The organism is Staphylococcus sp. GDY8P119P, assembly GCF_017892075.1.
Classification (GTDB): domain Bacteria; phylum Bacillota; class Bacilli; order Staphylococcales; family Staphylococcaceae; genus Staphylococcus; species Staphylococcus ureilyticus.
Genome location: NZ_JAESKJ010000007.1, coordinates 134,277 through 159,844 on the forward strand (window position 1 = coordinate 134,277; position 25,568 = coordinate 159,844).

Annotated in this window: 19 protein-coding genes and 1 riboswitch; of the genes, 8 read left to right on the forward strand and 11 right to left on the reverse strand. The window is 28.5% G+C overall.

Annotated elements, in window-relative coordinates:
• Positions 1–439 precede the first annotated feature (439 nt).
• Entirely contained in the window at positions 440–1,372 is a 933-nt protein-coding gene (locus KA830_RS10120) for a ketopantoate reductase family protein (RefSeq protein ID WP_210123127.1), read from the forward strand.
• Between the two features lie 368 nt (positions 1,373–1,740).
• Here KA830_RS10120 and KA830_RS10125 read toward each other — a convergent pair whose 3' ends face one another.
• Positions 1,741–3,690, reverse strand: coding sequence for a purple acid phosphatase family protein (locus KA830_RS10125; RefSeq protein WP_210123128.1), 1,950 nt, complete (start codon positions 3,688–3,690; stop codon positions 1,741–1,743).
• Positions 3,691–3,945: 255 nt separating this feature from the next.
• A complete protein-coding gene (locus KA830_RS10130; RefSeq protein ID WP_046207202.1) occupies positions 3,946–4,161 on the reverse strand; it encodes a zinc ribbon domain-containing protein in 216 nt (71 codons plus the stop codon).
• A gap of 256 nt (positions 4,162–4,417) precedes the next feature.
• On the opposite strand from KA830_RS10130, the gene KA830_RS10135 reads away from it, so the two are divergent.
• The gene (locus tag KA830_RS10135) at positions 4,418–4,783 is read left to right on the forward strand and encodes a DUF4870 domain-containing protein (protein ID WP_070038702.1); all 366 of its coding nucleotides are present in this window, start codon (positions 4,418–4,420) and stop codon (positions 4,781–4,783) included.
• Positions 4,784–5,149: 366 nt separating this feature from the next.
• On the opposite strand, the gene KA830_RS10140 is transcribed toward KA830_RS10135, so the two are convergent.
• Genes KA830_RS10140 through KA830_RS10160 form a run of 5 tightly spaced genes read right to left on the reverse strand, consistent with a single transcriptional unit; the run spans position 5,150 to position 12,913 of the window.
• Complete coding sequence (locus KA830_RS10140; protein WP_204179846.1) at positions 5,150–5,614, reverse strand: hypothetical protein; 465 nt, start codon at positions 5,612–5,614, stop codon at positions 5,150–5,152.
• Entirely contained in the window at positions 5,615–7,660 is a 2,046-nt protein-coding gene (locus KA830_RS10145) for an AAA family ATPase (RefSeq protein WP_204179847.1), read from the reverse strand. It lies immediately after the preceding gene.
• Position 7,661: 1 nt separating this feature from the next.
• A complete protein-coding gene (locus KA830_RS10150; protein WP_204179848.1) occupies positions 7,662–7,844 on the reverse strand; it encodes a hypothetical protein in 183 nt (60 codons plus the stop codon).
• Positions 7,828–9,888, reverse strand: coding sequence for a DEAD/DEAH box helicase family protein (locus tag KA830_RS10155; protein WP_204179849.1), 2,061 nt, complete (start codon positions 9,886–9,888; stop codon positions 7,828–7,830). Before KA830_RS10155 ends, KA830_RS10150 begins: the two co-directional genes overlap by 17 nt.
• Positions 9,881–12,913 carry a sigma factor-like helix-turn-helix DNA-binding protein gene (locus KA830_RS10160; protein ID WP_204179850.1) on the reverse strand — a complete coding sequence of 1,011 codons (3,033 nt, stop codon included), beginning with the start codon at positions 12,911–12,913 and terminating at the stop codon, positions 9,881–9,883. The genes KA830_RS10155 and KA830_RS10160 overlap by 8 nt, the downstream gene beginning before the upstream one ends.
• Positions 12,914–13,257: 344 nt before the next feature.
• On the opposite strand from KA830_RS10160, the gene KA830_RS10165 reads away from it, so the two are divergent.
• Genes KA830_RS10165 through KA830_RS10185 form a run of 5 tightly spaced genes read left to right on the forward strand, consistent with a single transcriptional unit; the run spans position 13,258 to position 17,915 of the window.
• Entirely contained in the window at positions 13,258–14,511 is a 1,254-nt protein-coding gene (locus KA830_RS10165; RefSeq protein ID WP_204179851.1) for an ATP-grasp domain-containing protein, read from the forward strand.
• Positions 14,504–15,625 carry an MFS transporter gene (locus tag KA830_RS10170; protein WP_204179852.1) on the forward strand — a complete coding sequence of 374 codons (1,122 nt, stop codon included), beginning with the start codon at positions 14,504–14,506 and terminating at the stop codon, positions 15,623–15,625. Before KA830_RS10165 ends, KA830_RS10170 begins: the two co-directional genes overlap by 8 nt.
• Complete coding sequence (locus KA830_RS10175) at positions 15,606–16,901, forward strand: tetratricopeptide repeat protein (RefSeq protein ID WP_204179853.1); 1,296 nt, start codon at positions 15,606–15,608, stop codon at positions 16,899–16,901. Before KA830_RS10170 ends, KA830_RS10175 begins: the two co-directional genes overlap by 20 nt.
• Positions 16,894–17,283 (forward strand): hypothetical protein, encoded by a 390-nt coding sequence (locus KA830_RS10180; RefSeq protein ID WP_204179854.1) that lies wholly within the window; start codon positions 16,894–16,896, stop codon positions 17,281–17,283. The genes KA830_RS10175 and KA830_RS10180 overlap by 8 nt, the downstream gene beginning before the upstream one ends.
• Positions 17,250–17,915: a class I SAM-dependent methyltransferase gene (locus tag KA830_RS10185; RefSeq protein WP_204179855.1), complete on the forward strand. Its 666-nt coding sequence runs from the start codon at positions 17,250–17,252 to the stop codon at positions 17,913–17,915. Before KA830_RS10180 ends, KA830_RS10185 begins: the two co-directional genes overlap by 34 nt.
• A gap of 290 nt (positions 17,916–18,205) precedes the next feature.
• Here KA830_RS10185 and KA830_RS10190 read toward each other — a convergent pair whose 3' ends face one another.
• The 3 genes from KA830_RS10190 to KA830_RS10200 all read right to left on the reverse strand — a co-directional run bounded on the left by KA830_RS10190 (position 18,206) and on the right by KA830_RS10200 (position 23,372).
• On the reverse strand, positions 18,206–19,528 hold the full coding sequence (locus tag KA830_RS10190; RefSeq protein ID WP_204179856.1) for a 5-methylcytosine restriction system specificity protein McrC: 1,323 nt from the start codon (positions 19,526–19,528) through the stop codon (positions 18,206–18,208).
• On the reverse strand, positions 19,515–21,548 hold the full coding sequence (locus KA830_RS13870; RefSeq protein WP_204179857.1) for an MrcB family domain-containing protein: 2,034 nt from the start codon (positions 21,546–21,548) through the stop codon (positions 19,515–19,517). Before KA830_RS13870 ends, KA830_RS10190 begins: the two co-directional genes overlap by 14 nt.
• An 87-nt stretch (positions 21,549–21,635) precedes the next feature.
• Entirely contained in the window at positions 21,636–23,372 is a 1,737-nt protein-coding gene (locus KA830_RS10200; RefSeq protein ID WP_204179858.1) for an ATP-binding domain-containing protein, read from the reverse strand.
• Positions 23,373–24,043: 671 nt separating this feature from the next.
• A riboswitch (SAM riboswitch) is annotated at positions 24,044–24,147 on the forward strand.
• 68 nt (positions 24,148–24,215) lie between these two features.
• Between KA830_RS10200 and KA830_RS10205 the strand changes: the two genes are divergently transcribed.
• Complete coding sequence (locus tag KA830_RS10205) at positions 24,216–24,398, forward strand: hypothetical protein (protein ID WP_204179859.1); 183 nt, start codon at positions 24,216–24,218, stop codon at positions 24,396–24,398.
• Positions 24,399–24,622: 224 nt separating this feature from the next.
• On the opposite strand, the gene KA830_RS10210 is transcribed toward KA830_RS10205, so the two are convergent.
• Entirely contained in the window at positions 24,623–25,174 is a 552-nt protein-coding gene (locus KA830_RS10210; protein WP_204179860.1) for a DUF488 family protein, read from the reverse strand.
• Between the last annotated feature and the right edge of the window lie 394 nt (positions 25,175–25,568).

A 25,568-nucleotide genomic window follows, 5' to 3' on the forward strand; every position in this document is an offset into this window, starting at 1 on the left:
TTGACAACCACGCTCATACTTCTATTTACGATGTTTGAACCAAATAATAATGACAAGTCGCTATACCATGACAATCATTTAACAGTCGTTTGAAGTTATCACTCCTACGATTTGGCATACGTTAAATGCATAGTGTAATTATTCACTTTCATCATACATCATATTTTTTTAAATGCAAGTATATATAGGATTTTGATTGAAGATGCTTAACAATGAATAGCCACTGTTTGGGGGTTTTTATCTTCTCTTAATTTTCACGTAATCATTCATATATTTAAATTTTAAAAGTTATTAACGATTCCATTACCTCTTTACAACTCTCACATAAACATTCAAATAGTTATAAATTGCACAATATTGTTGTCGATATATGTAAATGATATAGTTAAATTGTATTTTAATATTTTTCAAACTGAAAATAACGAAGGAGCGTGTTTCGATGTATAAGATAGGCATAGCGGGAGCTGGTGCGATGGGCGGACGAATTGGTGTGTCCATAAAAGAAGCTGGCTATAATGTTACACTTATAGATAATTGGGAAGCACACGTCAAATGTATTAATACAGATGGTATGAACATTAAAACAGAAACGGATAACTATTCAGTCAACATCCCAGCAGTATTAACCAAAGATGTTTCAACTGAGTTTGACCTTATCATTATCTTGACTAAGGCTATGCACTCGGAAGCAATGTTACAGCAATTACAAGAAGCTGGTTGCATCCATCAAAATACAGCTATAATGAGTATGATGAATGGCTTAGGTCATGAAGAACGATTATCACAAATCGTCCCTTTATCTCAAATTTATCTAGCAGTAACGATGTGGACTGCAGGTCTACGTGGACCAGGACAGCTATTATTAGAGGGTGAAGGATCTATATATTTACAAAGCGCAGATGGTGAGACCGATGACCATACGCATGCTATACTTCAAATTCTTAATGATGCAAATTTGAATGCTCAAATTAGTAATAATGTATTCGAAGCAATATGGTCTAAAGCTACATTAAATAGTGTTTTAAATCCATTATGTACGATATTAAACAAAACGATTTATGAATTTGGTAATTATCCGGCTTCAGATGAAATGGTTATGCCTATCATTGAAGAAATTGTCGCAGTTGCCAAAGCAAAAGGTATTCATTTAGATAGTCATGCACTATTAAAAAAAGTTGAAGCAGCTTATCCAAAAGAAGCTCAAGGCCTTCATTATCCATCAATGCATCAAGATTATACAAACGGACGTTTAACAGAAATAGATTACCTTAATGGGCAAATAGCTGCTTATGGAAAAACATTCAACATACCTACGCCTATTAATGCTATGCTCACCCATCTTGTACATCAATTAGAGTCAAAATTACAATAACTACAAAAGGTCAATTTAATTATTATGCTATCGACGGAGTGTTTCTCAGCACTTCGTCTTTATTTTGTGTTTGATACTGAAACAGGTAAGGATTTAAATAAAAATAGAGTTGCAGGTCTACTATATTATTAGTTTCTGCAACTCTGACTATGCTTTATTCATGAGGGTGTTAAATATCGTATTTCTCTAAAATTGCGATGTAGGTAAAAATGAATACTTGCGATATATCACACGGTAAAGCTCAACATAACAATTTCAATACAGACTCACTATACACGGTAGCGTATAGTGACGTCACACAACCCGATGACTTACCGCTCTATATTTTGATATCATTATCATTTGTCATATCATAACTGAAAGCAGGTTTAATTATCATCTTTATTAATGCGGACACGATCAATCGGGTCACCTAGTTTTTCATTACCTTGTGGTACATGGTATGTTAATACTTCAATATAATCCTTCGTGATATTCACTTTCGTATAAGCAGGTTGGTTATCCTGTATTGATTTAACTGCATAATCCTTTTTTCCATCTAATTCATAGAATTTGCTACCACTAGCAGAGTTTAATGTTACATAAATTGTACCGTTTGGATTTGAATATGTTTGTGGTGCTGCTCCATTTTCATCCCATTTAACTTGAACATCTTTACCATTCATAACATGTGAACGACTATAAGAATGGTCATGTCCACCTAATACTAAATCAACATTGTACTTTTTCATCAATGGCGCAAATTTATCACGTCTAATTTTTGTTGCTAATTTATCAGAATGTTTACCTGCTGAATATGGATTTCTGTGAGTGAGTGCGACAATCCACTTGGGATTTTGATCTTTAGTATCTGCAATCGCACGTTTCATCGTCTCTTCGTGCCCTTTATAATCTAAACTTTCAGAGTTCAAGCTGACAAAAAGTGTATCATTGTGCGTAAAATAAAAATCAGAACTAGCAAGGTTTTTACCACCATTTTGCAAATTAGGAATATTAAAATGTTCAGAATAAGCTTTATTGGCACGATCATGATTACCTAAAGTAGGTACAACTGTGAAATTTTCCATCCCTTTGGCTTCTATAAAACCACTATATGCCTTTTCATCCCAAGGCAAATTGACTTGATCTCCCAAGCTCATTAAGAAATCTGGATTTTTATTTAACTGTGCCATTTGATTCACAGTATTTTGCCATCCTGCATTATCCTCCACTAAATCTCCCGAAGCACCTAGTTGTGGATCAGCGACAGCGATAAAATTCGTTTCTCCATTATTATTCGTATCAAAACGACGTATCGGGGATTTTTCTCCATTTACACCGTTAAAAAAGCGATACATGTATGTTGTATTTTCTTTTAAGTGAGGTAGCGTTGCATGAGTATAATTCATTTTTGGTATATCTTTATTTAACAAACTTTTTGTGTTGCTACCTTTATATGTTTCTCCTTCTAGACGTCTTGCATTAGAAAAATCACCCTGCTCATTTGCTTTTGCAATTTCCACATAACCTTGCTCGTCCGATTCATGATACCAAGTTAAATTCTTTTCGGTGTTATCTTTTCCAATCGTCATGATCGCATAACGATGGTCATTGGATTGTGTTTGCTGTGTAGTTGCTTTTTTATGACTTGATTCCTGATTAGTAAGCTCATTGTTATTTTGTTGAGGTGGATGATTTTGCTGATTTGGATTCTCTGTTGTAGCGGCTTCATCTGATGTTAACGCTTTGTTCGACTTATGATTATCTTCTGCAGTTCTTTTATCTAATTTTTCCTCTTTGGGCTGTTGCTCTGAAGTAGCATCATCATTTTTATCTACTTCATTATCCCATTTTTGATTATTTCCTGGGTTATACTGATTGGACGTTGATTGATTTGGTAACTTTGGTTGTTCTTTCGCTGCTGTATATGATTCTTTTTGTTCTTGATTATCAGATGGTTGTATATGTTTATTACTTTCATCTTGTTGCTTATATGTATTTTGTGTATTTTGATCTACTTCCTCCTCGGCATTTTTAGAAGAAGTTAAATTATCTTCATTTAAATTTTGATCATGATTTGTTTTTGACTGTGCCTTGGTATCATTTGCTGCATCTTCCTGATTATTACCCTCAATGTTAGCTACTTTATTAGCAGGTGATTCTGTTTCCACCGCTTTATCTGAAGTTTGTGTGATTGTATCATCGTTTTGATTCGTTTCATTGATTGCTTCTGTTTTTTTCTGTTGATCCTCTACTTCCGATGCACTAGCATCTTGTGTCCCTACAAAAATGCCTGCCGCAGACATCGTAAATATGATACTCGAGGTGCTTTTTTTCATAAAATAACGCCACTCCTATCTATTTTTTAAGTTACCAATTCATATTGATTACCACGAACGTAACAAAATAGTATTAAGTTCCAATTAAATAGAAGTAAATGTTAAATTAAAAAAGTGAACCAGAAATCTAATTAAAAAGATTTCGTAGTCCACCTCATAATGTTGACTAGTTTTAAAATACGATAAAATTCCATCTGTATTTATACAGTTATCGTAAAACAGTATTTTATGTACCGTCATATTTATTTATAATTTCTATCCTCCAAAAAATAAATCGACAATATCTGTTGTTCTATTTTTATCCACTTTATAAAATTCTGTATACCCACAATTTTTACATGTTATTGTTGTAAAATTATTATGTTGCAAGTCAAATATTTTAGAAAAACCTGAACCTGTCGCTGAAAGTGTTCCTTCTTCAATTTCTGTATGTCCACACTTAACACAACCTTTATGTGTTTCTGCTGCCATTATTTTCCACCCCTTTGTCATAAGCGTTATTATGTACATATCACTGATATGGTCCCTTTAAACTTGATGGGATGTTATAGGCGTTGTGGCCTTTGGAGGTTATGTGATTACGAATATGCATATTAAAATTCAAATACTCTCTGTATGTTAATAATATTTATATGCAAGATAAATTTAAGTATACAAGTTTTGCAAAATCAATTAATATAGTTATATAGTATTTTGATACTATATATAAAAACAAAGGGGTTAAAAAATGAATTTACTAAATCAATCGAAAAATCCACATGCTTTTCCAAATGTAAGTCAAAATGATAAAACAATGGCTATGTTAATTTGGATATTAAACATATTCACAGGTTTTATCGGTCCATTAATTATATGGCTTATGAAAAAGGACGAATCTGAATACTTGAACAAACAAGGTAAAAATTACTTGAATTTTGCAATAAGTTATACTTGTTATATTATTATATCTTGGATATTGACTATCGTACTAATAGGTTATATTCCGCTATTTGTTTTATCAATTGCAGGATTTGTTTATGCAATTATAGGTATTGTCACAGTAAATAAAGGTGAAGATTTTGTTGTCCCTCTTACAATTGAAATCATTAAGTAATAAAAGTGTTCTAATGAGGGTCATTTATTAAAATCTATTTCCACTAATACAGGTTCTTGCTTATCGGTTAGTGATGTGGTTTTTGTTTTTAAAACGTCAAATTAATAAAAAGTGTAGACAATATATTAATATTGCCTACACTTTTTATTAGTTTAACTATAACAGGTACACAAGCAACCCCCAAAGACGCTCTCAAAAAATATTTGCTTAGTCATTATAGATATTTTTAAATTAGACTATGAGCAGCATGTAATACCAATAAGAAAACATTAATTTATAGTGCTAAGGTATAGTTAACTTGTAACTAATATAAATATCTACAAGTTGGAATTACCACCGTTTTTTTAATTTTATTAATCATTTTCCTTAAAACGGAATGTTTTGAATTTCGGCAAGTATGTACTTTGATAAATCAAACGTTAAATTTCCATCTTCATTGTTAAGAAATTCGCCATTCCATCTATGAGGTAGTCCACTTTCAACAATTAGCTCTAGTCCTCCATTTGCATATTCATCGATTATATTTTTAATTTTCATTTTATTATTTAAATTTACAATTTCATCAATATTATTATCTATTTCACTATCAGCAAAAACCATATTAAGTAGCAATGCTTCTTCTTTATATGATAAGTAACTAGTTCTTGTTTCTTTACCTTTATTTTCAATTTGAACTCGTTTTGAATTTTTAAATCCTACTGCTGCAGCTAGTATATATAATTGTTTAATTTCTATTTTGTTTTTTGATTCTTTTTTGTTAAAAGTATCAAAAACATCGTTATATTTACTGTCGGTAAAAAATATCATTTGATTATCTTTTAATATACCCATTTAAAACCCTCCTCTAGTAGACATTGTTTCATTTAAATCTACTGCTTCAATTTCAGAATGGTGTATGTCTAATTGGTTTATTCTATACCATCTTCCTAAACGATTTGTAGATTTAAATACTTTTTCTTCACTTGGAGTTAATTCAGTATCTGTAACAAGTAGTATCCACTGCGCTGTTAAATTTGGTATCTTTTCAATTAAATTATCTCTATTCATTCCACTCAATCGATTAAATGGAGAATCCATAAACAGTGGATAGTCAATTTTATCAACAGAATCCTCTCTAACTGCTAATTTAGCTAATGCAGTTATAAAAGAAAGAGAAAGTATCTGTCTTTGTCCTTGTGAAATATCTTGTGTTATTTTATATCCATTATTATTAAAGGCAACAATCTGGAAATGTGCATCTATTTCAACACTATTAATAACCTCGATATCTTTTTTATCAATTAACTTTTTGAAAATTTCAGAAGTATATTTACCTAGTAAGCTTCTTACATCTTCACTAAATGTTTTTGAAATATCTTTTAATTCATGTTCGAGTGTTACTAATATTTGTAACTGTGATTGATCAAATTCATTTCTACTTTCCTTTTTTAAAAGTTCTTGATATTGCTTTTCTAGTTCTTCTTTTTGCACATCCAATTCTTCAAGTTTATTTTCTTTAAGAGCAATTTCTCTAATGGCATTTTCCTTTTTTGTTTCTTCTTGTTCTATCATACTTTGAATATCCGCTAAATCTACAGAATTTTTGGCAGAGTTAGCAATATCATCTTTAAAGTCTTTAATAGAATCCACTTCTTTTGAAATTTGATTACTCAAATTTTTATAACTCTTTAAATTACTATTGAAATCATGTTCGCTTTTTTTATGCTCATCCAGACTATCTTTTGCTTCTTTTAACAAATTTCTAGCTAGTTCATATGATTCGGAGTGTTTATATGTTTCTAGTAAAGACTCAATGTATTTCTTGTTTTGTTCATGTTCTTTTAAATCATTGTCGCACACAATACATTTATCATTTAATAATGATAAATTCAAAATTTCTTTAGGTATACTTACTTTATTATCACCTAAAAAATTATCAAAATAATTTTTATTCTCATCTAGGAATCCTTCTAATAATAAAGATGGAGCAACCTCAAATAAGCTGCGACTTAGTTGTGTCTTATTATTCTCTAATTGATTTTGTAATAATTCTATTTGATCTTCTTTTTCTTTGATTCTATTTTTAGTCTCAACAATATGTTTGTTTTTTTCTAATGTTAATGAATGTTTTGCGATCATTTCATCCATTACTTGTTTATCCTCATCTATTTTAACTAGCACGTTTTTAATTTCTTCTGACTCTATATCGATATCACTCATTTTCTTTGATATTTGGTTTGCGTTACCATCTTTCATACCTTCAGACAAGCGATGGCGAACAACTTTACTAATATCCCTCACAAATGTTTTAGCAGTTTCAATTTTATCTAGCTGTAACAAACTAAATATTGCATTTTTAACTTCTTTTCTCACGTTAGAATCTGCTTTTGCTATTGTATCTATTTTTTCAGCGTCAAATAAAAAGAAGTCTTTAATGTCTTCATTAATAATTTTATTTATTTTTATATTAATTTCTTGTTTGTCAGATAAAGCGTTCGCTTTGACGTTTCCAGTTTTTGAATCAATTTCAAGAAGACTGACGTCCCCTTCTTGTTCTTGAATTGAATTTGAAGATATTTTTATAGCTCTCATCACTCTTTTGATTTCGTAAACATTATTTTCATGCTCAAATTTTAATGTAACAGAAGACTGAGCAGGTCCAGAAGTATCATCAATAACTTTAAAATTTGTCAAATGTATATTTTCATTCTCTGCATCTTGAGAGATTTTCTTTGAACCAAATAACACAAACATAATGGCTCTATATATACCTGTTTTTCCTTTACCATTTTCCCCAAAAAGAATAGTAGTATTTTGGTCTCCTTGATATGCAAATTCAATAGATTGCTTACCATAATATTGTCTGAAATTTTCTAAATCCATTCTAATAAGTTTCATATTATTGTCCACCTCTTTCTTTAACAAATTCGCTTAAGTGTTTTTTGAACTTATCTTTAGCTAATGTTTCTTCTGTGCTTGTATTCGCACTTGCTAAATCGTTAAGCAATGGTCTTAATAACGTTTCATACTCATCGTCCAAATTTGATAATCTTTTACTTAATTCATTATTTAATGCTGTCATTCTCATACAACTCCTTCATTTCTTTATATACATCCCATGGCTTTTTATACATTAAGTGCGTTAGATTATAATCTTCTAATACTTTACTCATCTCTAATTTATTTCGTGTTGTATTTACCGCACTATCATTAAATTCAGAAAATCTAGGCAATTCCTTTACTGCAATTTTATAAAAATCGTCATAAGTCAATCCAATTGGTAATACAATATAGTCATGTATTACTGCAAAAGTTTTTCCTTTATGTTTTCGAAGAATTCGTCCTCGTCTTTGCACGAATTCTCTAGGATTAGACGTACTTGCTAAAAAATATGCCGTTTTAGTTGCAGGCACATCCACACCTTCATCTAAACATTTAATAGCAACTAAAACTTGAATTTGCGCTTGTTCAAACATAGTTAACAGCTTTTCTCTGTCCTTGTTTTTAACATCCGAATTAAATTTAGAAACTTTTACACCTAAATCTGAAATTGATTTCACAATCATTTCTATGTCTCCAGGTGCACAGTAAACTAGTGTATGAGTAATTTTAGAAAGATCCTTTGTTTTAAAATCTTGCAAGAAAACATTAATCTTGTTATTAGCTTTATTGATTAAATTAGACCTTTTTCTAAATAAAACTTCTAATTTTTCTTTGGTGTCAGCATCTTCTTTATTTAAATTATTAATAATAAGTTGCGTGATTTTATTATATTCTTGCATTTCTGATTCATTAAATTCTACAATATGTGGATAATAATCATATTTTGTTAACTTTTCATTACTAATAGCTTGGTCTAAAGTATATTCATAGACTACTTCTCCAACTGATTTTTTCATATATGAAGTTCCTTCTTCATCCCACCAACGATCTGGCGTTGCAGACAGACCTAATCGAGCGTTGAATTTTTCAAATGGGAAATCTTTGAAGCCTTTAAAAGTTATGTAATGGCATTCGTCTGTAATTAGCATTGCTGAATTGTTCAATTTTCTAAATAGATTCTTAAAATGAGCTGAAGTTGCAGTCTTATATGTCGTAACAACTACAAATTGATTAATAAGTCCTAAATTATACTCTTGAACCATTTCTTTAGTTTTGTTTATCCATGAAGATTGAGAACCCATACATTTAACTACATCTGTTCCTAAAATAAAGTCTATATCTTTTTCCCATTGGTTCACTAAATGCTGAAATGGTACAACTATAACAGTCACACAGCTTTTCACTGTTTCATTATAAGCTTTTGCAGCTAATAGACTAGTTATCGTTTTACCAGTTCCTGTTGCCATTTCTAATATCCCCTTATACCCTGCTGTTTGCCAGCTATTGATTGCTTCTTTTTGGTATTCTCTAGGTTCAATTTTCCTCTCATTTGATTCTGATTCTTTATTTTTTATGGCAAGCGGGGGTATTGAAGATTTGTATTCAATCATTTTTTTCCTTATAGTTTCTGGTAAATTTATTACCTTTAATTCATTTGTTTCATTTGACCACAACTTTTCAAAGTCCTCGATTGCATTATCAATTCTATGTTTATCTTGATCGTTTGAATAAACATCTATTTTTTCAAAATTTTGGCTCAATCCATTATATGTTTCATTAGCAGAACCTGAAAATGCAATTGCATTATTATTTTGATCAGTAAAAACACCAAATTTTTCATGGTATATTGATCCGTTAGTAGTAAAAGCAATTTTAATATCTAATTGTCCTCGATAAATTAACCAAGATAAAACATTTAACGTATCATCTTCAATTGTTTTATAACTTAGTTCAACTTCTTTTAATAAACGTCTTTCAATCACACTTTCACGAGCGGCATGTCCTTTTTCAATAGCTTCAATATCTTCTTGTGACAAATTAGGGTTAGCTACAATTCTAATTTGTCCTCCATTATAGAGGAATACATCTAGGCCTTCAGCTAATAATTTCAAACTTTCACTTGTAAAATAACCAGAAGCTCTATCATATTTAATTGCATTATTTAAACAGGGTCTATAAAAATTCTCAAATAAGTTGTCATGACTAGACCTATATTGTAGTTTAAACCTTAAATCATCAAACATTTATTGTCCTCCCGTCATTTAAATGAAAAAAACCTAAATTATCAAAGATGAAATAGTCACTTTCTTTAATTGTAAAGTATATTTGATCTGCATTTTCAGTTACTAACCCTCTTGATTTTAAAAAGGATAATAAGTTTTCTTCACTATATATGTCTTTAAAATCTTTTTTTATAATTGTGTAAACAAGTTCAGAATAAGATTTGAATTTGTTAGTTATAATAGGTAATTCATAAGTAGAACCATAATATGCCTCAAGTAACTGATAACCATTTACTTTTGCAATATGCGCTATTATTTCAGGTGTTGCCATAAGTGACTCATTAATATCAACATTTATTTCTTGAAGTTGATTCTTAGTTAAATATATATTTTCGTCTAATTTAACTTTTAATATTTCCAATAAAATATTTTCTATATTTGAAGAAAAGTTAAATTTTTCAAGATTCAGAAAAATATCATTGTTATATGGTATTATTTTATTTTCATCAATCAAAATGTTTTTCGTCTTATAGTACCTTTGATCTGAATATCCTTTTTCAACAACAAAATCACGCAATTCTTCTGCGGTAATCATTTGAGGCAATTTAGATACTATTATATCTTCAATATTTCTATATTCTGTATATTTACTATATAAAAATTGTGAATGTCCCATCATATACATGAATTTGGATTTTACAAATTGCGCAAAACTATGGAGGTCTACAATATTATATTTATTTATCAATACAGATAAATTTTCATCAAAAGCAACTTTAATATATAAGTCTGCTGTGATTAAATAGCCCTTTTCTATTTCATTATTCACTAAATTATATAGAACATCGTAATCTTCTTCTTCTTCTATACCTTTAATCAAAACAATTTCTTGATTACCCTTAATTATTATGTCGGTAAGCCTTGGAATCATTTGTTCTAACTTAATTCGTTTCCATTTTAATTCTTTTAATACTTTATCAATCGGAGCAACTGGATGTTCTTCCAAATACTTAGTTAATATGTCTTCAGCAGTTAAATTGTCTGATTCCTTGGGATAAATATATAGTGTGTTTTGATGTCCAACTTTAAAGTCTTCTGAATAAAAGTTTTTGATTATAGAATATAAATGTGAATATGAATAAACTTTATTTACTTTCATTAATTCATCATTATTTTTATATATTAATCTTGGATCTGCATATTGTCCTTGGTTAAACTCTTCTTTTACAAGTTGTTTAAGTTCAGATAAAAAATTCCCATCTATGTCTTTAAAATCTTCATACTTATACGCATTTTTGTCTATTAATATAACATTTCTAGCATCAGATGCTCTTGAGAATAAAGCTCTTGGACTAGAATCAATTCTCTTACCAAATAAAGTTTCAACTTTGTTTTTTAATATCTCATAATCTTCATAACTATTTATAAATATCTCTTCTTTGTTCAAATACATAATATACTCTAATGCTGCTACTATTGTAATGTTAGATTTCACAAAATTATTATTTATTAATTTGTAATTAAATTCACTTAGTAATTGTGTAGCAAATTCTATGTTTTCTTCATGAATATATTCTAATTCATTCAATGGTATGACCAAACTACCATTAGTTATATACCAATCAATTTCATCTTTCATCTTTCTATATAATTCGTGTGAAATTAAAAACATATACTCAGTGTTAACTAAGTATTTTGAATGTTCTTCTAATAAAATAGCAATTATAAAGTCAAATTCTAAATTTAAATTTATAATTTTTAAAATTTGTGATAGTTGAATAATAGTTTTTTTTCTAAATTTAAAAATAATGAAGTTAATTGTTTTATTTAATTCACTAGATGCTTTCAAATTACGTTTTGCTTTTGCTTCAATTTGTCTTACTCTTTCTCTCGTAACATCGATTTTCTTAGCTATTTCTTCTAATGTTTTACCGTTGTTTCTATCTCTAAGTATTTTAAATTCTTTTTCTGAGATTGTTTTTAATATTTCCTCTTTAGTCCTGTTGAAATCGGGAAATTCCTCTAAAAACTTCAGGAATATTTCGATAATTGCCATATCATAAATTTTTGTTCCCAATGCTTTTACTAACCTTGTTTCTTTCAAAAATATATTTGATAGTTCATAAAAATTCATAATGTCAGAAATAGGCATGTCTTTAATGAATATATAATTGTCATGTTTTTTTAATTTTGTCAAATTTGAATTCAAATTTATCAAATAATTGTCATGCTTCACATTATGATTTTTTAAAATTTCCTCTATTACATTTTGCCCATATTCATAAGGTCTATCTGACAATAAATTTTCTTCACAAAAATAGTCGTCCATAAATTTTAAATAACTTCTATTGTATCTACTTAACAATTCATCTAATTCATTATTATATAAATTATATTTTGTATTATCACCATATTTTATTAGGCCTTTCTCAATACAGTAATAATATATTTTTTCATAAGTTTTATTTCTAGTCCCCTTTGCACTTTTATAATTTTTCAAAGCCACGTCAATTTCAGTAATATTATAATTATTATCACTACAATATTTAATGAAGTGTGGGAATAACTTAGTAGAAATATACTTAGACATATCAAGATCACTAGCTATCTTTTTCTCAGAAATTACTTTATGTTTATGATCATATATTAATTCAAATCCATATTCCTTCAATTTCGAAACAAATAACTCTTTTCGTTCTGCTGGTATATATTTATGAAAACCATTAACAGGTATGTAATTAAAAAATTTATCTGAAGTTATTTTTAAATCTGATACAATTTTTGTTAATCCAAACAGTTCAAAAGGAAAAGACTTATACCTATCTTTTTCATCATTAACATATATGTATGGATACAAATTGTATTCAATCCCTTTAAAAAAATTGTTTTGTAATTCTTTTTTAAATCCAATACCTCTAATATGTAATTCTTTACGAATTTGATTCAGTGTATTTTTATCGTATTTATATAGCTCCCTCATAGTGTCAATTAAATGCTCATCCAAATATTCAGACATATATTTACTATGCTTTTTAACTTCATTCAAATCAATATAGTCAGGAAAATTTAATATGGTCAACACATCCCTTTTAAAATCACAAAAAATAATTTTTCTTTAATATTAACATTAAAACTATAACTATATAATAATACAACATACAATATATTTCCACATGCATTAAAAAATATACTTTCCCTGTATTTGATTAAAAAATAAAATATTCTATTTAATTATGTGATATATGTTTAAAACTAACCTCTTCTAAAGAAATATCTATAAACAAACTCGATAAAAACAAAACGCACAATCCATTTTTATATCATTTTAAACTATAAAATTATATGGTATTATTTTTATATAATAAATGTTTTATGAATGAGGAGGCTCATATGAAAGAATATCTATTGTTATTAGGTGCAGATCAGTTTCTTAGAGAAAGATCTTATGCAGGTGGCAAAGCAATCGGAGATTTCCAAGTTTGGACAGCTATTAAGAATGCAAAATATCAATATAATGCTTATTGGGATTTTTGTATTAATGCTAATCCTTTAAACTATGAAGAAATAAAAAATGAAATAGCTTACTATAAAACGCAAGGTTACAAACCTAAATCTATTGTTCCTTTAAATGATTGGACACTAAAAGTCGCTAACAAACTAAATCAAGACTACGGTTTGCCTTACTTTGAAGAACAAGTCATAAACGCTTGTAGAAATAAAAGTATAATGAAGTCAATATTTGAAAAGTTTAATATCCCTACACCAAAGTCTATGTATTTTAATAGTGGATTACAATTAAAACAGCTAATGAATGAATTTAATTTTCCAGTAATTATAAAGCCGGTTGATTTTGGAGGTAGTGGCGGTGTTTATTTAGCCAATAATAAACAAGAATGTATGGATGCCTATACTAAATCGAAACAAACGATGGAGATCTATGCAGATGATTTCCAAGTTTCTAAAAGTGGATTTCTGATTGAAGCATTTATTGATAGTGATGACGAAGTTTCAGTTGAAGTACTGTGTGGTCATAATTTCTATGAAGTCATTACTGTTACAGAAAAATATTTATCATCTAGACCGTGGTTTACTGAAATGGGTCATTTAGTTCCCAGTTTCAGATATAAAGATAAAAATATTAAAGACCTTGCAATACAAGCTTGTAAATCTTTAGGAATTTCACGTGGAGTTGCTCATGTTGAAATAAAAATTAAAGACAACAACCTCTATGTCATAGAAGCTGCAGCTAGACCTGGTGGCGATGCTGTTATGGATTTAGTCGAATCTTCTTATGACATTAACCCCTACAGCCTTCATATATCTATGTATATTAACAATGACGTAAAACCTAAATATACATTTACTCCCAAAAAAACTTCTGCCATAGCATTTATGAAAGCTCAAAAAGGTAAGATCATGCATATTCATTACCCAGATGTATCAAAAGATCCTGAAATCAAAAAAATAAATATACTTAAAAAAGTTGGAGATATCGTAACTGACCCTGAAAATTGGAGCAATCGTGAAGGACTCATTCAATTGAACTGGCCTGAGTTACCAACTTCAAAAACATACAAACATATTCACAAAGCCAATGAATTAACAAATGAAATTTTTGACTGTAGTGATGTTCATAATGATTAAATATTTAACCATTACAGCACTATATCGATTTATCTGTGGAGGTTTAATCCTCATTATAAATTGGGAACTCGCAAATCCTGAATCTACGAGTGATTTAGCGCTGGCTACAATCCTTTCATTTGTGCCAGCAATATTCACTCCATTTCTAATAAGGCTATTCTTTAAAAATTATTCAGGTGTTGGCCTGACAAAATTGTCTTTTTTAGTACTATTTTATATAGTCATTATCATAACAGTATGTTACCGAAACGCTTTGCAATTAATTATTCTAAATTTTGCTTTATGGATTGTATTTTTTCTTTTAGAAACAAGTTTAGAGTTTTGGTTTTCACAATTAGTTAAAAAGGAAAGTGAAGTATTTATTAACAAATATAGTTCCCTTTCAATGACTATCAATCAAGTTGCTTTAATGATAGGACCTTTGTTTGTTTCAGTGATTGTTAATTTTATTACACTTCGTTGGATATTTTTATTGTGTGCCTTAACTTATCTACTTCTTTATATTGTCATTAGGAAGCAAAATAAGGATAATCAACTACCTTCTAAAGATGATGAAGTTCATACTAAAGAATCTGTAAAATTTACACATTACTTTATAAGTATGCTTATGTGGCCAATATTAGGAACTATCAATTTTATGTTACCTACTTTTACAGCTTTTAAGAGTGGAGAAGTTCATGAAGTCGCACTGTTGGACTGTGCTTTAGGTCTGGGAATGGCTTTAATTGGAATAATACTCAGTAAATTACGATCTAATAATTGGTTGTCTCTATTTTTTATAATAAGTATTGTTATCACTGTAATGTGGTATTTGGCTGAAGGAACGCTGGTAATGAAATTACTATTAATGCTATTGTTCGGTTTCACTTTTGGCAGCGCAAGAATTATTTTCAGAAAAATCATTGTTACAGCATACGCTAGTCATACTGTAAAACATATTTATTCCCTGGGAAATGCTTTGGGGCTACCAGTTCTTGCATTCTGTATTTATCTTGGTATATTCAATTTAAACTTTGTTTGGTTACCATCATTTATTTTGTTAATTATATTAATGCTTTTATTGAAAATTGAACATCACGAAAGGAACACTACAATTGAAAAATCATTTAATTAAAAGGAAAGATATTTATAACAATGTATATTACTCGCAACAAGAAATTAATATCGAAACATTATATGATCATCTTTATGGAATGATTGAACCCATTCAATATGTAAATATTAATACTCAAGATATATTTCTATTACAATTACAAACAATTGAATATTTAAGTAGCATGGAAAAAAGAAAGCATAATAAAGCATTAGAGAATTTAAAAATTCTAAACATCAATTCAATAGATAATACTGATACCGTACTTTTAAATAATGCTTTAGAAAAACAAGCAACTTGTAAATACACTGATGCTCACCAAAAATATAGAGAATTACTTAATAATAACCCAAAAAATCGACTTGCTTTCTTTGCCCTTCATATGATGGAATTTAATCTTGGTTGGCAAAAAAGTATGCTTGAAACATCACAAATTGTAGTCAATGCTTTTACAAATACAAACCATTCTTTTTATGGATATAGCAAAGGTATTGAATCATTTGCTTTAATTGAAAATGGAATGTTTGAAGAAGGAAAAAATGCAGCCGATATTGCACTTAGTATAAATCCTAAAGATGTATATTCAATACATGCTATGTGTCATTATTTTTATGAAACAGGTAAATATCAAGAAGGCATATTGTGGATGAAAAAAATGAAGCCATATTGGGAATGTAATAAAGGTATGAGAATTCATGTTTGGTGGCATTTAGCAGTATTTCATTTATTCAACTTGGATTTCAAAGAAGTTAAACAGATTATGACGAATGAAATCATACGCAAAAACATTGAGAATGGGTTTGAAGATTTAGACGTCACTGCCCTACTTTGGAGATTACATTTATTGGATGAAAATAATACCATTCCATATAAGTCATTAAACAATTGGGACGATTACTTAAATAATAGCCACTTTATTTTCAATGATTTACATGCTTTAATAGCCTATATTTTAAAAGACGAAAAAGAAAAAATTGAATCGCTTATTCAACAGGTAAGAGAAAGACAATATAATACAATTAATTACGAACAATATAACTTATTAAGTGGCTTTTACGATTTTGCTAGACAAAATTATTCTGAAGCTTCTAAAAAATTGTTTCCTTTAGTAAATAATACAAATTTTGGAGGTAGCAACGCTCAAAGAGATATTATTCCAATAACACTCTATTTTTCATTATTAAAATCTAACAATTTAAATGAAGCTCGGAAATTATTAAACACCTGCAGAGCATTTAAACATCCTTCTAAATTAAAAGAAAAGCTATTGTTTGAGTTAGAAGGTGATGATGATTAACACTCTACAATTTATAAAAAATAATGATTTGCGCACTTTCAAAATAACTAGTGATAAAGAGAATAATCTAACTGTTGAAAGTGGTCGTTTAGCCATAATAGAATGTTCTAATAAAAGTAAAGTAGCAAAACCATTTCTTATTGGTGTCGGAGAAAAGTTTGAAATACACAAAAATAAAAAGTACTTTATAAATTTATTAGTGTCTAACACACGTATTTCACTTTCAAATCACTATAATTTAGCCATAGAAAATGGTGAAGATACTCAAAAACTATTTGCTGATATCGATGACTACTATTTTGGTTACGAAGAAAGAGATAAAAAAATTTATAGCGTTGGTGCTGATTTATGGGAAACAGGAAAACAAATGAATCATTATTAAAGGTTTTTCGAAAATATCCAAATATATTTAAAGGGAAAGTTATAGATTTAGGGTGTGGAGAAGGAAGAGATACCATTTTTTTACACAAACAAAATATTGATATACAGGGTATCGACATTTCTCACAGTGCAATTGAAAAAGCAAAAGAAAAAATTGGAAACTTTAATGACGAACAATCTATATTCAGCACTGGAAATGTACTTTATTTAAATAAATATGAAGATGAAACTTTCGACTTAGCTATGAATATGGGCTGCTTACACATGATTAATAAAAACTCAGACAGATTATGTCATCTAAAAAATGTTGCAAGAATCTTAAAAAAGGATGGTTACTTCTTAGTTGATCATTGTAAATCAGAGTGGGGCAAAGGATTCCATACAATAGAAGATTACGATCAAGTTAAAGAACAATTAAAGAACTTTCATAAAGAAAATTATATAGATAGAATGGTAAGAATAAATGGAGAAAAAATAAAAATACCATTAAAAGTTATTCCTTATTTAGAAAAGTCAAAGACTGATCTAATAAAAGAAATCACATACTTTGGATTCGAAGTAGTAGAAACTTTTGACACAGACACAGAAGCCTTTGGCAATTCTACATTAGCCCTGTTTAGAAAAACCATTTAGTAGTGCTTAGTATTAGAAAAAGACTGTAAAAATACTTAAAATAATGTGCACCCCAAAAGTTGGACTAAAAATCTAACTTCTGAGGTGCATCTTTATGGATAAACATTATAAAGCTGAATTTGAAGTAGACTTTCAGTCATCTACTGCCAATATGAAAAGAGCAGGATAACATTAATTGCCCAGCCTCTACTCTATACTATTATTCTGTTGTTTTTAATACGAATAGTATTTTCTAAATAATGATAAAGTAATTTAGTTTCACCATCTAATCTTTCAGATTCCCAGATAAATCACATTTTAGCTAAAAATGCTTGTTCAGATTTTTTCATTTTCTTTGAAAAATCTTTATAATTTTCAACTTCTTTAGGGATAACAAGACCAAGTTTAGTTACTTTTATATCCTCACGCATTTGCACATTTCTCTCATAGCTAATCCCTTGATTTAAATATAATACTTCATCCCTAGTTTCTTTATGGTTTGGATAGAAATAATAGCCTATTTTAGAATCAAATCTGAACATATAAGCTAGAACTTGCAAATAGTCTCTATTAGCTATATTTTGGATTGGTTTATATTTTGCATCGGCAATTATTCTATTTTCTTGATTACGTCCAATAAAATCTGGATAAACTAATCCAATTTTCGGTCCTAAATGTCTACTAAACAATCTTTGAGATCCACTACCCCCCTTATTTTTAGGGTGATAGAAATCTGTACTAACTAATGTATCAATATATTCTTCCCACAACCATGCTCCATCAAATAAAATACCATGAATTTTCTCTTTACCATTACCAATATAATGCTTATGACGCTGTAAAATTGTTAAACAAAGTTTCTGCAACTCTCTATATTCCTTATAATAGGCGTGTCTTATAGTTCGCTTATTATTAAACGCTATTATTTTATTTCTATCCATATGATTATAACTTGTAGTAACTTCACGAATTTCCTTCACTTCATTCCTGACACTATTTAACACGCCTGCGCCTTCTTTTCTTTTTTTAATAAATTCTATTGTATGTCTAATTAACTGAAGCATATAGTTATCATATGAAAACTCTCTTTGGGAATAAGCAATATTACCTATAAAAGGTGTGTTATTTTTAATATGTCTTTGTATATCAATAGTGCCCTTTATATTATTATTGTTATATTCATTTCTTGTATATTGTTTGAACAGACCTTTGCGCATAGCTTTCTTTAAATAATATGGAAAAATAAATATAAATAAATCAATAATTTTATTGTCTTGGTCAATTATTGTATTTAGATCAATAACATAAGGTATTTTCAAAACATTTTCTATTAAATATTGAAAAAAATAATCTTGTTGTCCTTCCGAAAAACGCGATTCAATTATTAAATTTTCGTCATTGTAACCTATAAATCCCATAATATTACTGGAACGATATTCTTGGCCAACTTTATTAAGAATAAATTGATCTGTTGTTATACCTTCTTGCTTTTTTAAACTGTTAGGGAATACAAATATGCCCGTCTCATCAAGTTCTGATATGTTTTTATCTAATATTGAAGAAATTATATTGGAAATTTCACTAAACTTATTGGAAGATTCAGTAGAATTATCCTTAATTTTAACCAACTTCATCTTCTGAACCTAATTCTGAACTTATTTGTGGGTTATCATAAACCGATTTAAATGATTCCATGATCTCTTCTTCATTAAACATTCCTCTTATATAATCAGATAATAGCGGTTCTAAAAAGTCTTCCCATAGTTCTTCAAAACTTATATCTTTTAATTTCAAGAAATACGCAGCCCCAATATGGTAATTTCTATCCAACTCATCAACTTGAGATATTGCATCGTTAAGGCTAATCATTCTATTAATTGCTTCATCTTTGTCATCTCCGAGAGAATCTAACATTTCAAGGTTTTCATTCGCCTTAATTTCGACAAATCTAAATCTACGTCTCATTGCAAAATCAAAAGTATCTACAGAGCGATCTATATCATTCATAGTTCCTATAATATATACGTTCTCAGGAATATAGAATTTGTCTTTTTCAGTCTCCATATTTGAATACTGTGTTTTTACTGCTCCAGCTATTCCTCTGTAACTAGGATCTATTGAAAAAAACAGTTCTCCAAATATCTTTGAAATTTCTCCTCTATTTATTTCATCAATTACAAAGATATACTTTTTATGATTATCGCCATATTTAATGTGATTTTCATGTTTTCCGCTCGTTTTATCTGAAGAATTACCAATTTGTGTCTCTAAAGCTTGCTCACAAAACATTTTGAATATTCCTGATTTTAAATCAAACCCCATAGTTCCATCATGAGATATAACAGGTCTAATGCCTTCAACAAAATCCGTATAATCATAATTGGGATGAAATTGAACAAACTCAAATTGTTCTGAAGACTCTAGATCTTCATTAGAAGTACCTATCATATTACAAGCTATTGCTTTCGCTAGATAACTCTTACCTGTTCCAGGAGCACCCCTCAATATGAGGTTTTTGGATTTTAATAATTTATCTGTTAACTCTTTCACTATTTCACTTTCTATCATTGGTTCCACCTCGTTTTTATAACCTATATAATCATCATAAAATTGTTTGAAATATTCATTAGGTGGATTGTCCGAAAATAAGTCCATATCTACAATATTATAACTTTGCCCTGTTTCTTGTTCTTTTTGATCTATTTCATCCCATAATGTCACTCTAACAGTACTCATTTTATAATTTTCAAAAGTTGTTCTAATAGTTGCCCACCTTGCATTTGAGTATTTATAACATACATATGGAATTTTACCGCTACCGTTACCGTTTTTTCTACCATATTGTCCATTACTAAATAGATGGATATGAAATTCAACATCGTAAATTTGTATAGAGTTATAATCTTTAATTTTAGTAATTTTCACCTCTTCAAGGCCTTCATGTTTTATTTCAGTACTTTTATCATTACTCGTAATATTAATTTGACTTTGTTCTACAAAATTTCTAAATAAATTTTTGAATAATTGGTATTTTTTATCTTTTGCATTTAAAATATATCGATAAAATTGATCAAGATTTTGCCCATTTTCTTTATATTTAGCAATTAACTGTTCATAATCGTTCAATAATTTATTCATGTCATTTTCAATTATTGAAGAATCTGGCAAATCATTTATATAATATTCGAAGCCACTAATCGCGGTTTTTTCATAACCTTTCCCTAATGATGTCTTAGCTTTTAAATCAATATCAATAGGCGCGCTTTCAGGAGAATCTAATATTCCATAGATCGCGTTTGATATTTTTACGATGTCATGTTTTTTTAATTTTTTATTTTTAAAATACGTAACACCTTGATTTAAAGTAAGAAATACCTTCTCTCCATCTCCACTAAATAAGAAAACAATATAGATACCTTCAGTAGTAGTATTTGTTATATTTCCATCCATAATAGCAACCCATGGTACTTCTGCAAAATTCCCATTTCCAATACTACCTTTGAGTTTAAAACGCTTCAGCCGTTCTATATTTTTTAGTTCATCGACCATCTGATTTCTTACTAACTTTCCAACTGGTGCCCCCGTAAATTCACCTGATTCCTTTTCTTTAAGGTATGTATTTCCTATCTCTTTAATTAAAGTTGATAATGTCACTAAATATTCCCCTATTCCATAAGTAAAAAATTGTATTATTTATTCCATTATAATGGTTTTGTTGTAAAAATTTAATTTATACGTCGTTTAATAGTTATATTTTAGTTCTATATTATATCTTTCTGATAAAACATCAGCTAGACTATCACTATCATTTCTTATTACAGAATTTTTTAAGCGTTTGTATTTATTGTCCTCATAATCCACAAGAATTTCAGCTACATGTTTTGCCCTGGAAATTGCAATATAAAGCAAGTTTCGATATTTTTCATTAACAAATAAATTTTCCTGTAAATCTACAATAAATACGACATCAGCTTCAAGTCCCTTAAATTTTCTAGCTGTTGTGAATAACACTTTATCTTCCTCACGTTCAAAGCTAATATTTAATTCATCTAATTTACTTTTATTCATATTCTCTTCATTTTCTAATGATAAAATAACAATATTCGATTTTTTTATCCCTTGTTCAATGTAATAATCCACTCTTTTTAATAAGTGTTTATTCATATCATTAAGATTTTTTATAATATTCATAGAAGGTTTCGTGCCGCTTATACCATGTTTACAATACATTTCTCCTGCAGTTTTTAACTTTGAAATCGTTTCAGCTATTTCAAATGTATTTCGACAATTGTTGTATAGTTTTGCTTTAGTTAAATCATTTTTAAGTAACCAATCTTCTGTATTATTATTTGTATGTTTCTGATTCAAGTCATAAAATGCATAATATTTCCCGCCCTTTTTTTGAGTGATTTTATATAAATTGCTGAGTATATCTGCTGTAAAATCTTGAGCTTCATCAATAACAACATTTTTAAAGGGGAATTTTTCAATATTATTTAACAAATTTTGTAAAAATTGTTCTTGCTCTTTTTTATTAAATGATTCATGACCTATTTTATTAACACAACGATATAAGTCGAGCATATTCATAACGTTAATATTTTCACCAAAACTGGATAAACGATTGACAAAGTGTTCTTTTAAAAGCCTATTAAAACAAAATATGACTGTATCATTTTCGTTTTCAGTCAATTTTTTAGCCTGTTCTAAAGCGATTATAGATTTACCAGTCCCTGCCAATCCTTCAACAAGAACGGCTTCGTTATTTTCAAACGATTTAATAACTTCTATCTGACTTTTTGTCATAGCTTTGAAAGTAGTTTGATGATTAATAAATAAATCATTCAATGGTATAAAAGCAGTAAATTTAGGAGCTATTGTATCAATTACTGTTTTTATTGCTTCTTCATTTTTTCTAATAACATTATTATTTGTTAAATCTTTAAACACCTTATCTAAAGTATATTGAACATCATTCATATGTTCTTTGCATAACATTCCATTGTCCTTATACTCTAGTGGTAACTGACCTGTTATATTTTCACTTTTGATATCAGGGAACCACACACAAGAATATAATTCATAGGCTTTAACACCTTTTGGGTATTTTCTTTTTAATGTATTTACTAAACTATATTTTACTTTTTTTAGTTGCTTATATGGATATATTTTTTTATAATCATCTTCGTTATTTTGATCACTTATTTCTTTATTTTTCTTTTGTCTCAGAATATTATCCTCGTATTTTATGAGCCCGCCTTTAACTTCAATACATAAAATTCCATAGGAAGGATTAAAGATAATAAAATCAATCTCTTTATCTAATATTCGTTTCCCATTTTTAACAGGTATATTCGTTGAATGAAAAACATAGTAGTCATCACTTAAATTTTTAAAAGCTTCATATAGCTTTTTTTCAGCTTCACTATTGTTAAAATCCTCTTTTCTTTCATTATCATTTGGAATTAAAACAACCAAAACAATCTCTCCTTTGTTTGACAGTTCTTTATCTTATATAATTCTTGTTAATTATTAAAAATTTCAATTTATATTTCGATGATTTGCAATATATTTTCTATTTTTGTAATTCTCTCATAGACATTATAAGCTAATTAATTTAAAATTGCATATTTATTTTTATAATATTCTGAATTTTCAAGTGTTCAATTCCTTTATATTATTATTTTTTAAATATAATTTATTTCATCTCATTTGATGAAATATCTATACTCAAGTAGAAAAACAACTGAATGTCATTAAAAAACAAATAAACCAGTTTAAGAAACAGCAAAATCAAGAGAAATTATCTTACGATACTAAACAAGTTTCTCTTATGTTATGTCATATATCTAAATATAAAGACAATGGATAAGGTACTACTCAAAAAATTATATTTTACTGTCATTAACCATATTGATATTCGTGTAGAGTTTAAAAAGACAGTTCTGCGTCACACTAAACTTAATAATTCCCTTCCCGTAATGCGTCTCAGCACTTTATTTTTGGTTCATACATTCTTTGTTCAAATCTATTATCTTTTTCCTCGATGAAAATTTTGTAATAAAACAACTTAATTTTCACTCAAATTTGAGTAATGCATTATCACCAATTATTCCATTATGTGTTATAATACAGTTAATAAAATAGTTCTCTTATTAAGAGTGAGTGGAGGGACTTGGCCCTTAGAAGCTCCAGCAACAGCTAAATAGCGATGTGCTAATTCCAACAGTTTTAAATAACTGAAAGATGAGAAGATGTGTAACGCTCTTCTTAATTTGAAGAGCTATTTTATTGAATATAATTAAAAGGTGGTTATATATCATGAAAACATATCATGAACTATTTTCAGAATTAGAGTATTGGGATAATTATCAACCCAAAAATTTTTCCAGTAGTATTTTAAAACAAGGTAAATTGAATGATACTAAGAATCAAATTCTCCAACAAATCGATTTTATAAGTAACAAAGAAGCCATATTAAAAATTCTAAATTCTTCTCATTAACAACAACTCCTACTATATTAAGTTCAAGTAAAAAAGACTCGAATCTAATCGGGTCTTTTTTGTTAATTAATTATATAAATGTATAATTTGGATGCTGTTAAATTATTTCATAATGACCTATTGTATTATTAAATATCTATCAAATAGCATCACTTGTGACACACTACTGGGTCTTCTTTGATTATGTGATTTTTATTCATTACTTTTTAATTTATCATTGGAATTTATTTTGTTATAAAGGGAGATACAACATGCCCATCATCTTCAATGATAGGCATAGCTCCCCATTCTCCTAATTTATGCGATTTTAATTCAATGCCATTATTATTTAAAATAACATGTGTTACATTTTCATTATGTGCCTGTAGCCAATTACTAATAATCAAACGATGACATCTTGAAGGATGACGTTCAGCACATAACAATGCAACCACATTATTATCTTTTTCTTCCATCAATATATTGATACCTTCTTTAAAATCGTCGTTCAAAGTATAATCTGCATAATTGTGAAATGATTGATTTTTCCAACCAACATTCAAATTTTCTCCAACTACGCCAGAACGTTTTCTTCTTCCGCCTAGTAATGAAATATGTTTATATTTTATATTGTGCTCTTTTAGCCAATCCATAAAGTCATGTTGGTTATATTGTGGATGTTTTTTACTATTTGGAAATGAACGAACATCTATAATTTTTGTTATCTTGGCTTTTTCTAGCATTTCAAGAAATGTTTCTAGATTATAATTATAATGACCTATTGTAAATATTGTCACTTCTAACCAATCCCTCCGTCATTTTTAAAGTATAAGTGATGTTATTACAATACCTAATTATCATTATTATTTCGCTTATTAAAGATAAGATAAATTATTACTATTGTTATAGGAATGAAAGCAGAAAAAATAGCCGAATAACTACCATTTTTAATTAAAAACGGTAAGCAGACTGTCATAATTATTAAGCATATAGTTAATACTATAATGGCATAAACTTTACTTTTATTCATCCTGTAACTCTCCTTCAACTTATTATTTTCATAAATATAACAGATCTTCTTGTGTAAAAGGAGTTCTGTACGCTCCTCTCACTTTCTTAGCTTAAATAAAACATTCTGTATAGACTGGATAAAGTATTTCTAAATTTAACTTTGTATTCGCAATTCTGATA

Coding starts and splice junctions, on each gene's coding strand:
- KA830_RS10120 (WP_210123127.1), top strand. CDS start 440: ATGTATAAGATAGGCATAGCGGGAGCTGGTGCGATGGGCGGACGAATT.
- KA830_RS10125 (WP_210123128.1), bottom strand. CDS start 3,690: ATGAAAAAAAGCACCTCGAGTATCATATTTACGATGTCTGCGGCAGGC.
- KA830_RS10130 (WP_046207202.1), bottom strand. CDS start 4,161: ATGGCAGCAGAAACACATAAAGGTTGTGTTAAGTGTGGACATACAGAA.
- KA830_RS10135 (WP_070038702.1), top strand. CDS start 4,418: ATGAATTTACTAAATCAATCGAAAAATCCACATGCTTTTCCAAATGTA.
- KA830_RS10140 (WP_204179846.1), bottom strand. CDS start 5,614: ATGGGTATATTAAAAGATAATCAAATGATATTTTTTACCGACAGTAAA.
- KA830_RS10145 (WP_204179847.1), bottom strand. CDS start 7,660: ATGAAACTTATTAGAATGGATTTAGAAAATTTCAGACAATATTATGGT.
- KA830_RS10150 (WP_204179848.1), bottom strand. CDS start 7,844: ATGACAGCATTAAATAATGAATTAAGTAAAAGATTATCAAATTTGGAC.
- KA830_RS10155 (WP_204179849.1), bottom strand. CDS start 9,888: ATGTTTGATGATTTAAGGTTTAAACTACAATATAGGTCTAGTCATGAC.
- KA830_RS10165 (WP_204179851.1), top strand. CDS start 13,258: ATGAAAGAATATCTATTGTTATTAGGTGCAGATCAGTTTCTTAGAGAA.
- KA830_RS10170 (WP_204179852.1), top strand. CDS start 14,504: ATGATTAAATATTTAACCATTACAGCACTATATCGATTTATCTGTGGA.
- KA830_RS10180 (WP_204179854.1), top strand. CDS start 16,894: ATGATTAACACTCTACAATTTATAAAAAATAATGATTTGCGCACTTTC.
- KA830_RS10185 (WP_204179855.1), top strand. CDS start 17,250: ATGGGAAACAGGAAAACAAATGAATCATTATTAAAGGTTTTTCGAAAA.
- KA830_RS10190 (WP_204179856.1), bottom strand. CDS start 19,528: ATGAAGTTGGTTAAAATTAAGGATAATTCTACTGAATCTTCCAATAAG.
- KA830_RS10205 (WP_204179859.1), top strand. CDS start 24,216: ATGAAAACATATCATGAACTATTTTCAGAATTAGAGTATTGGGATAAT.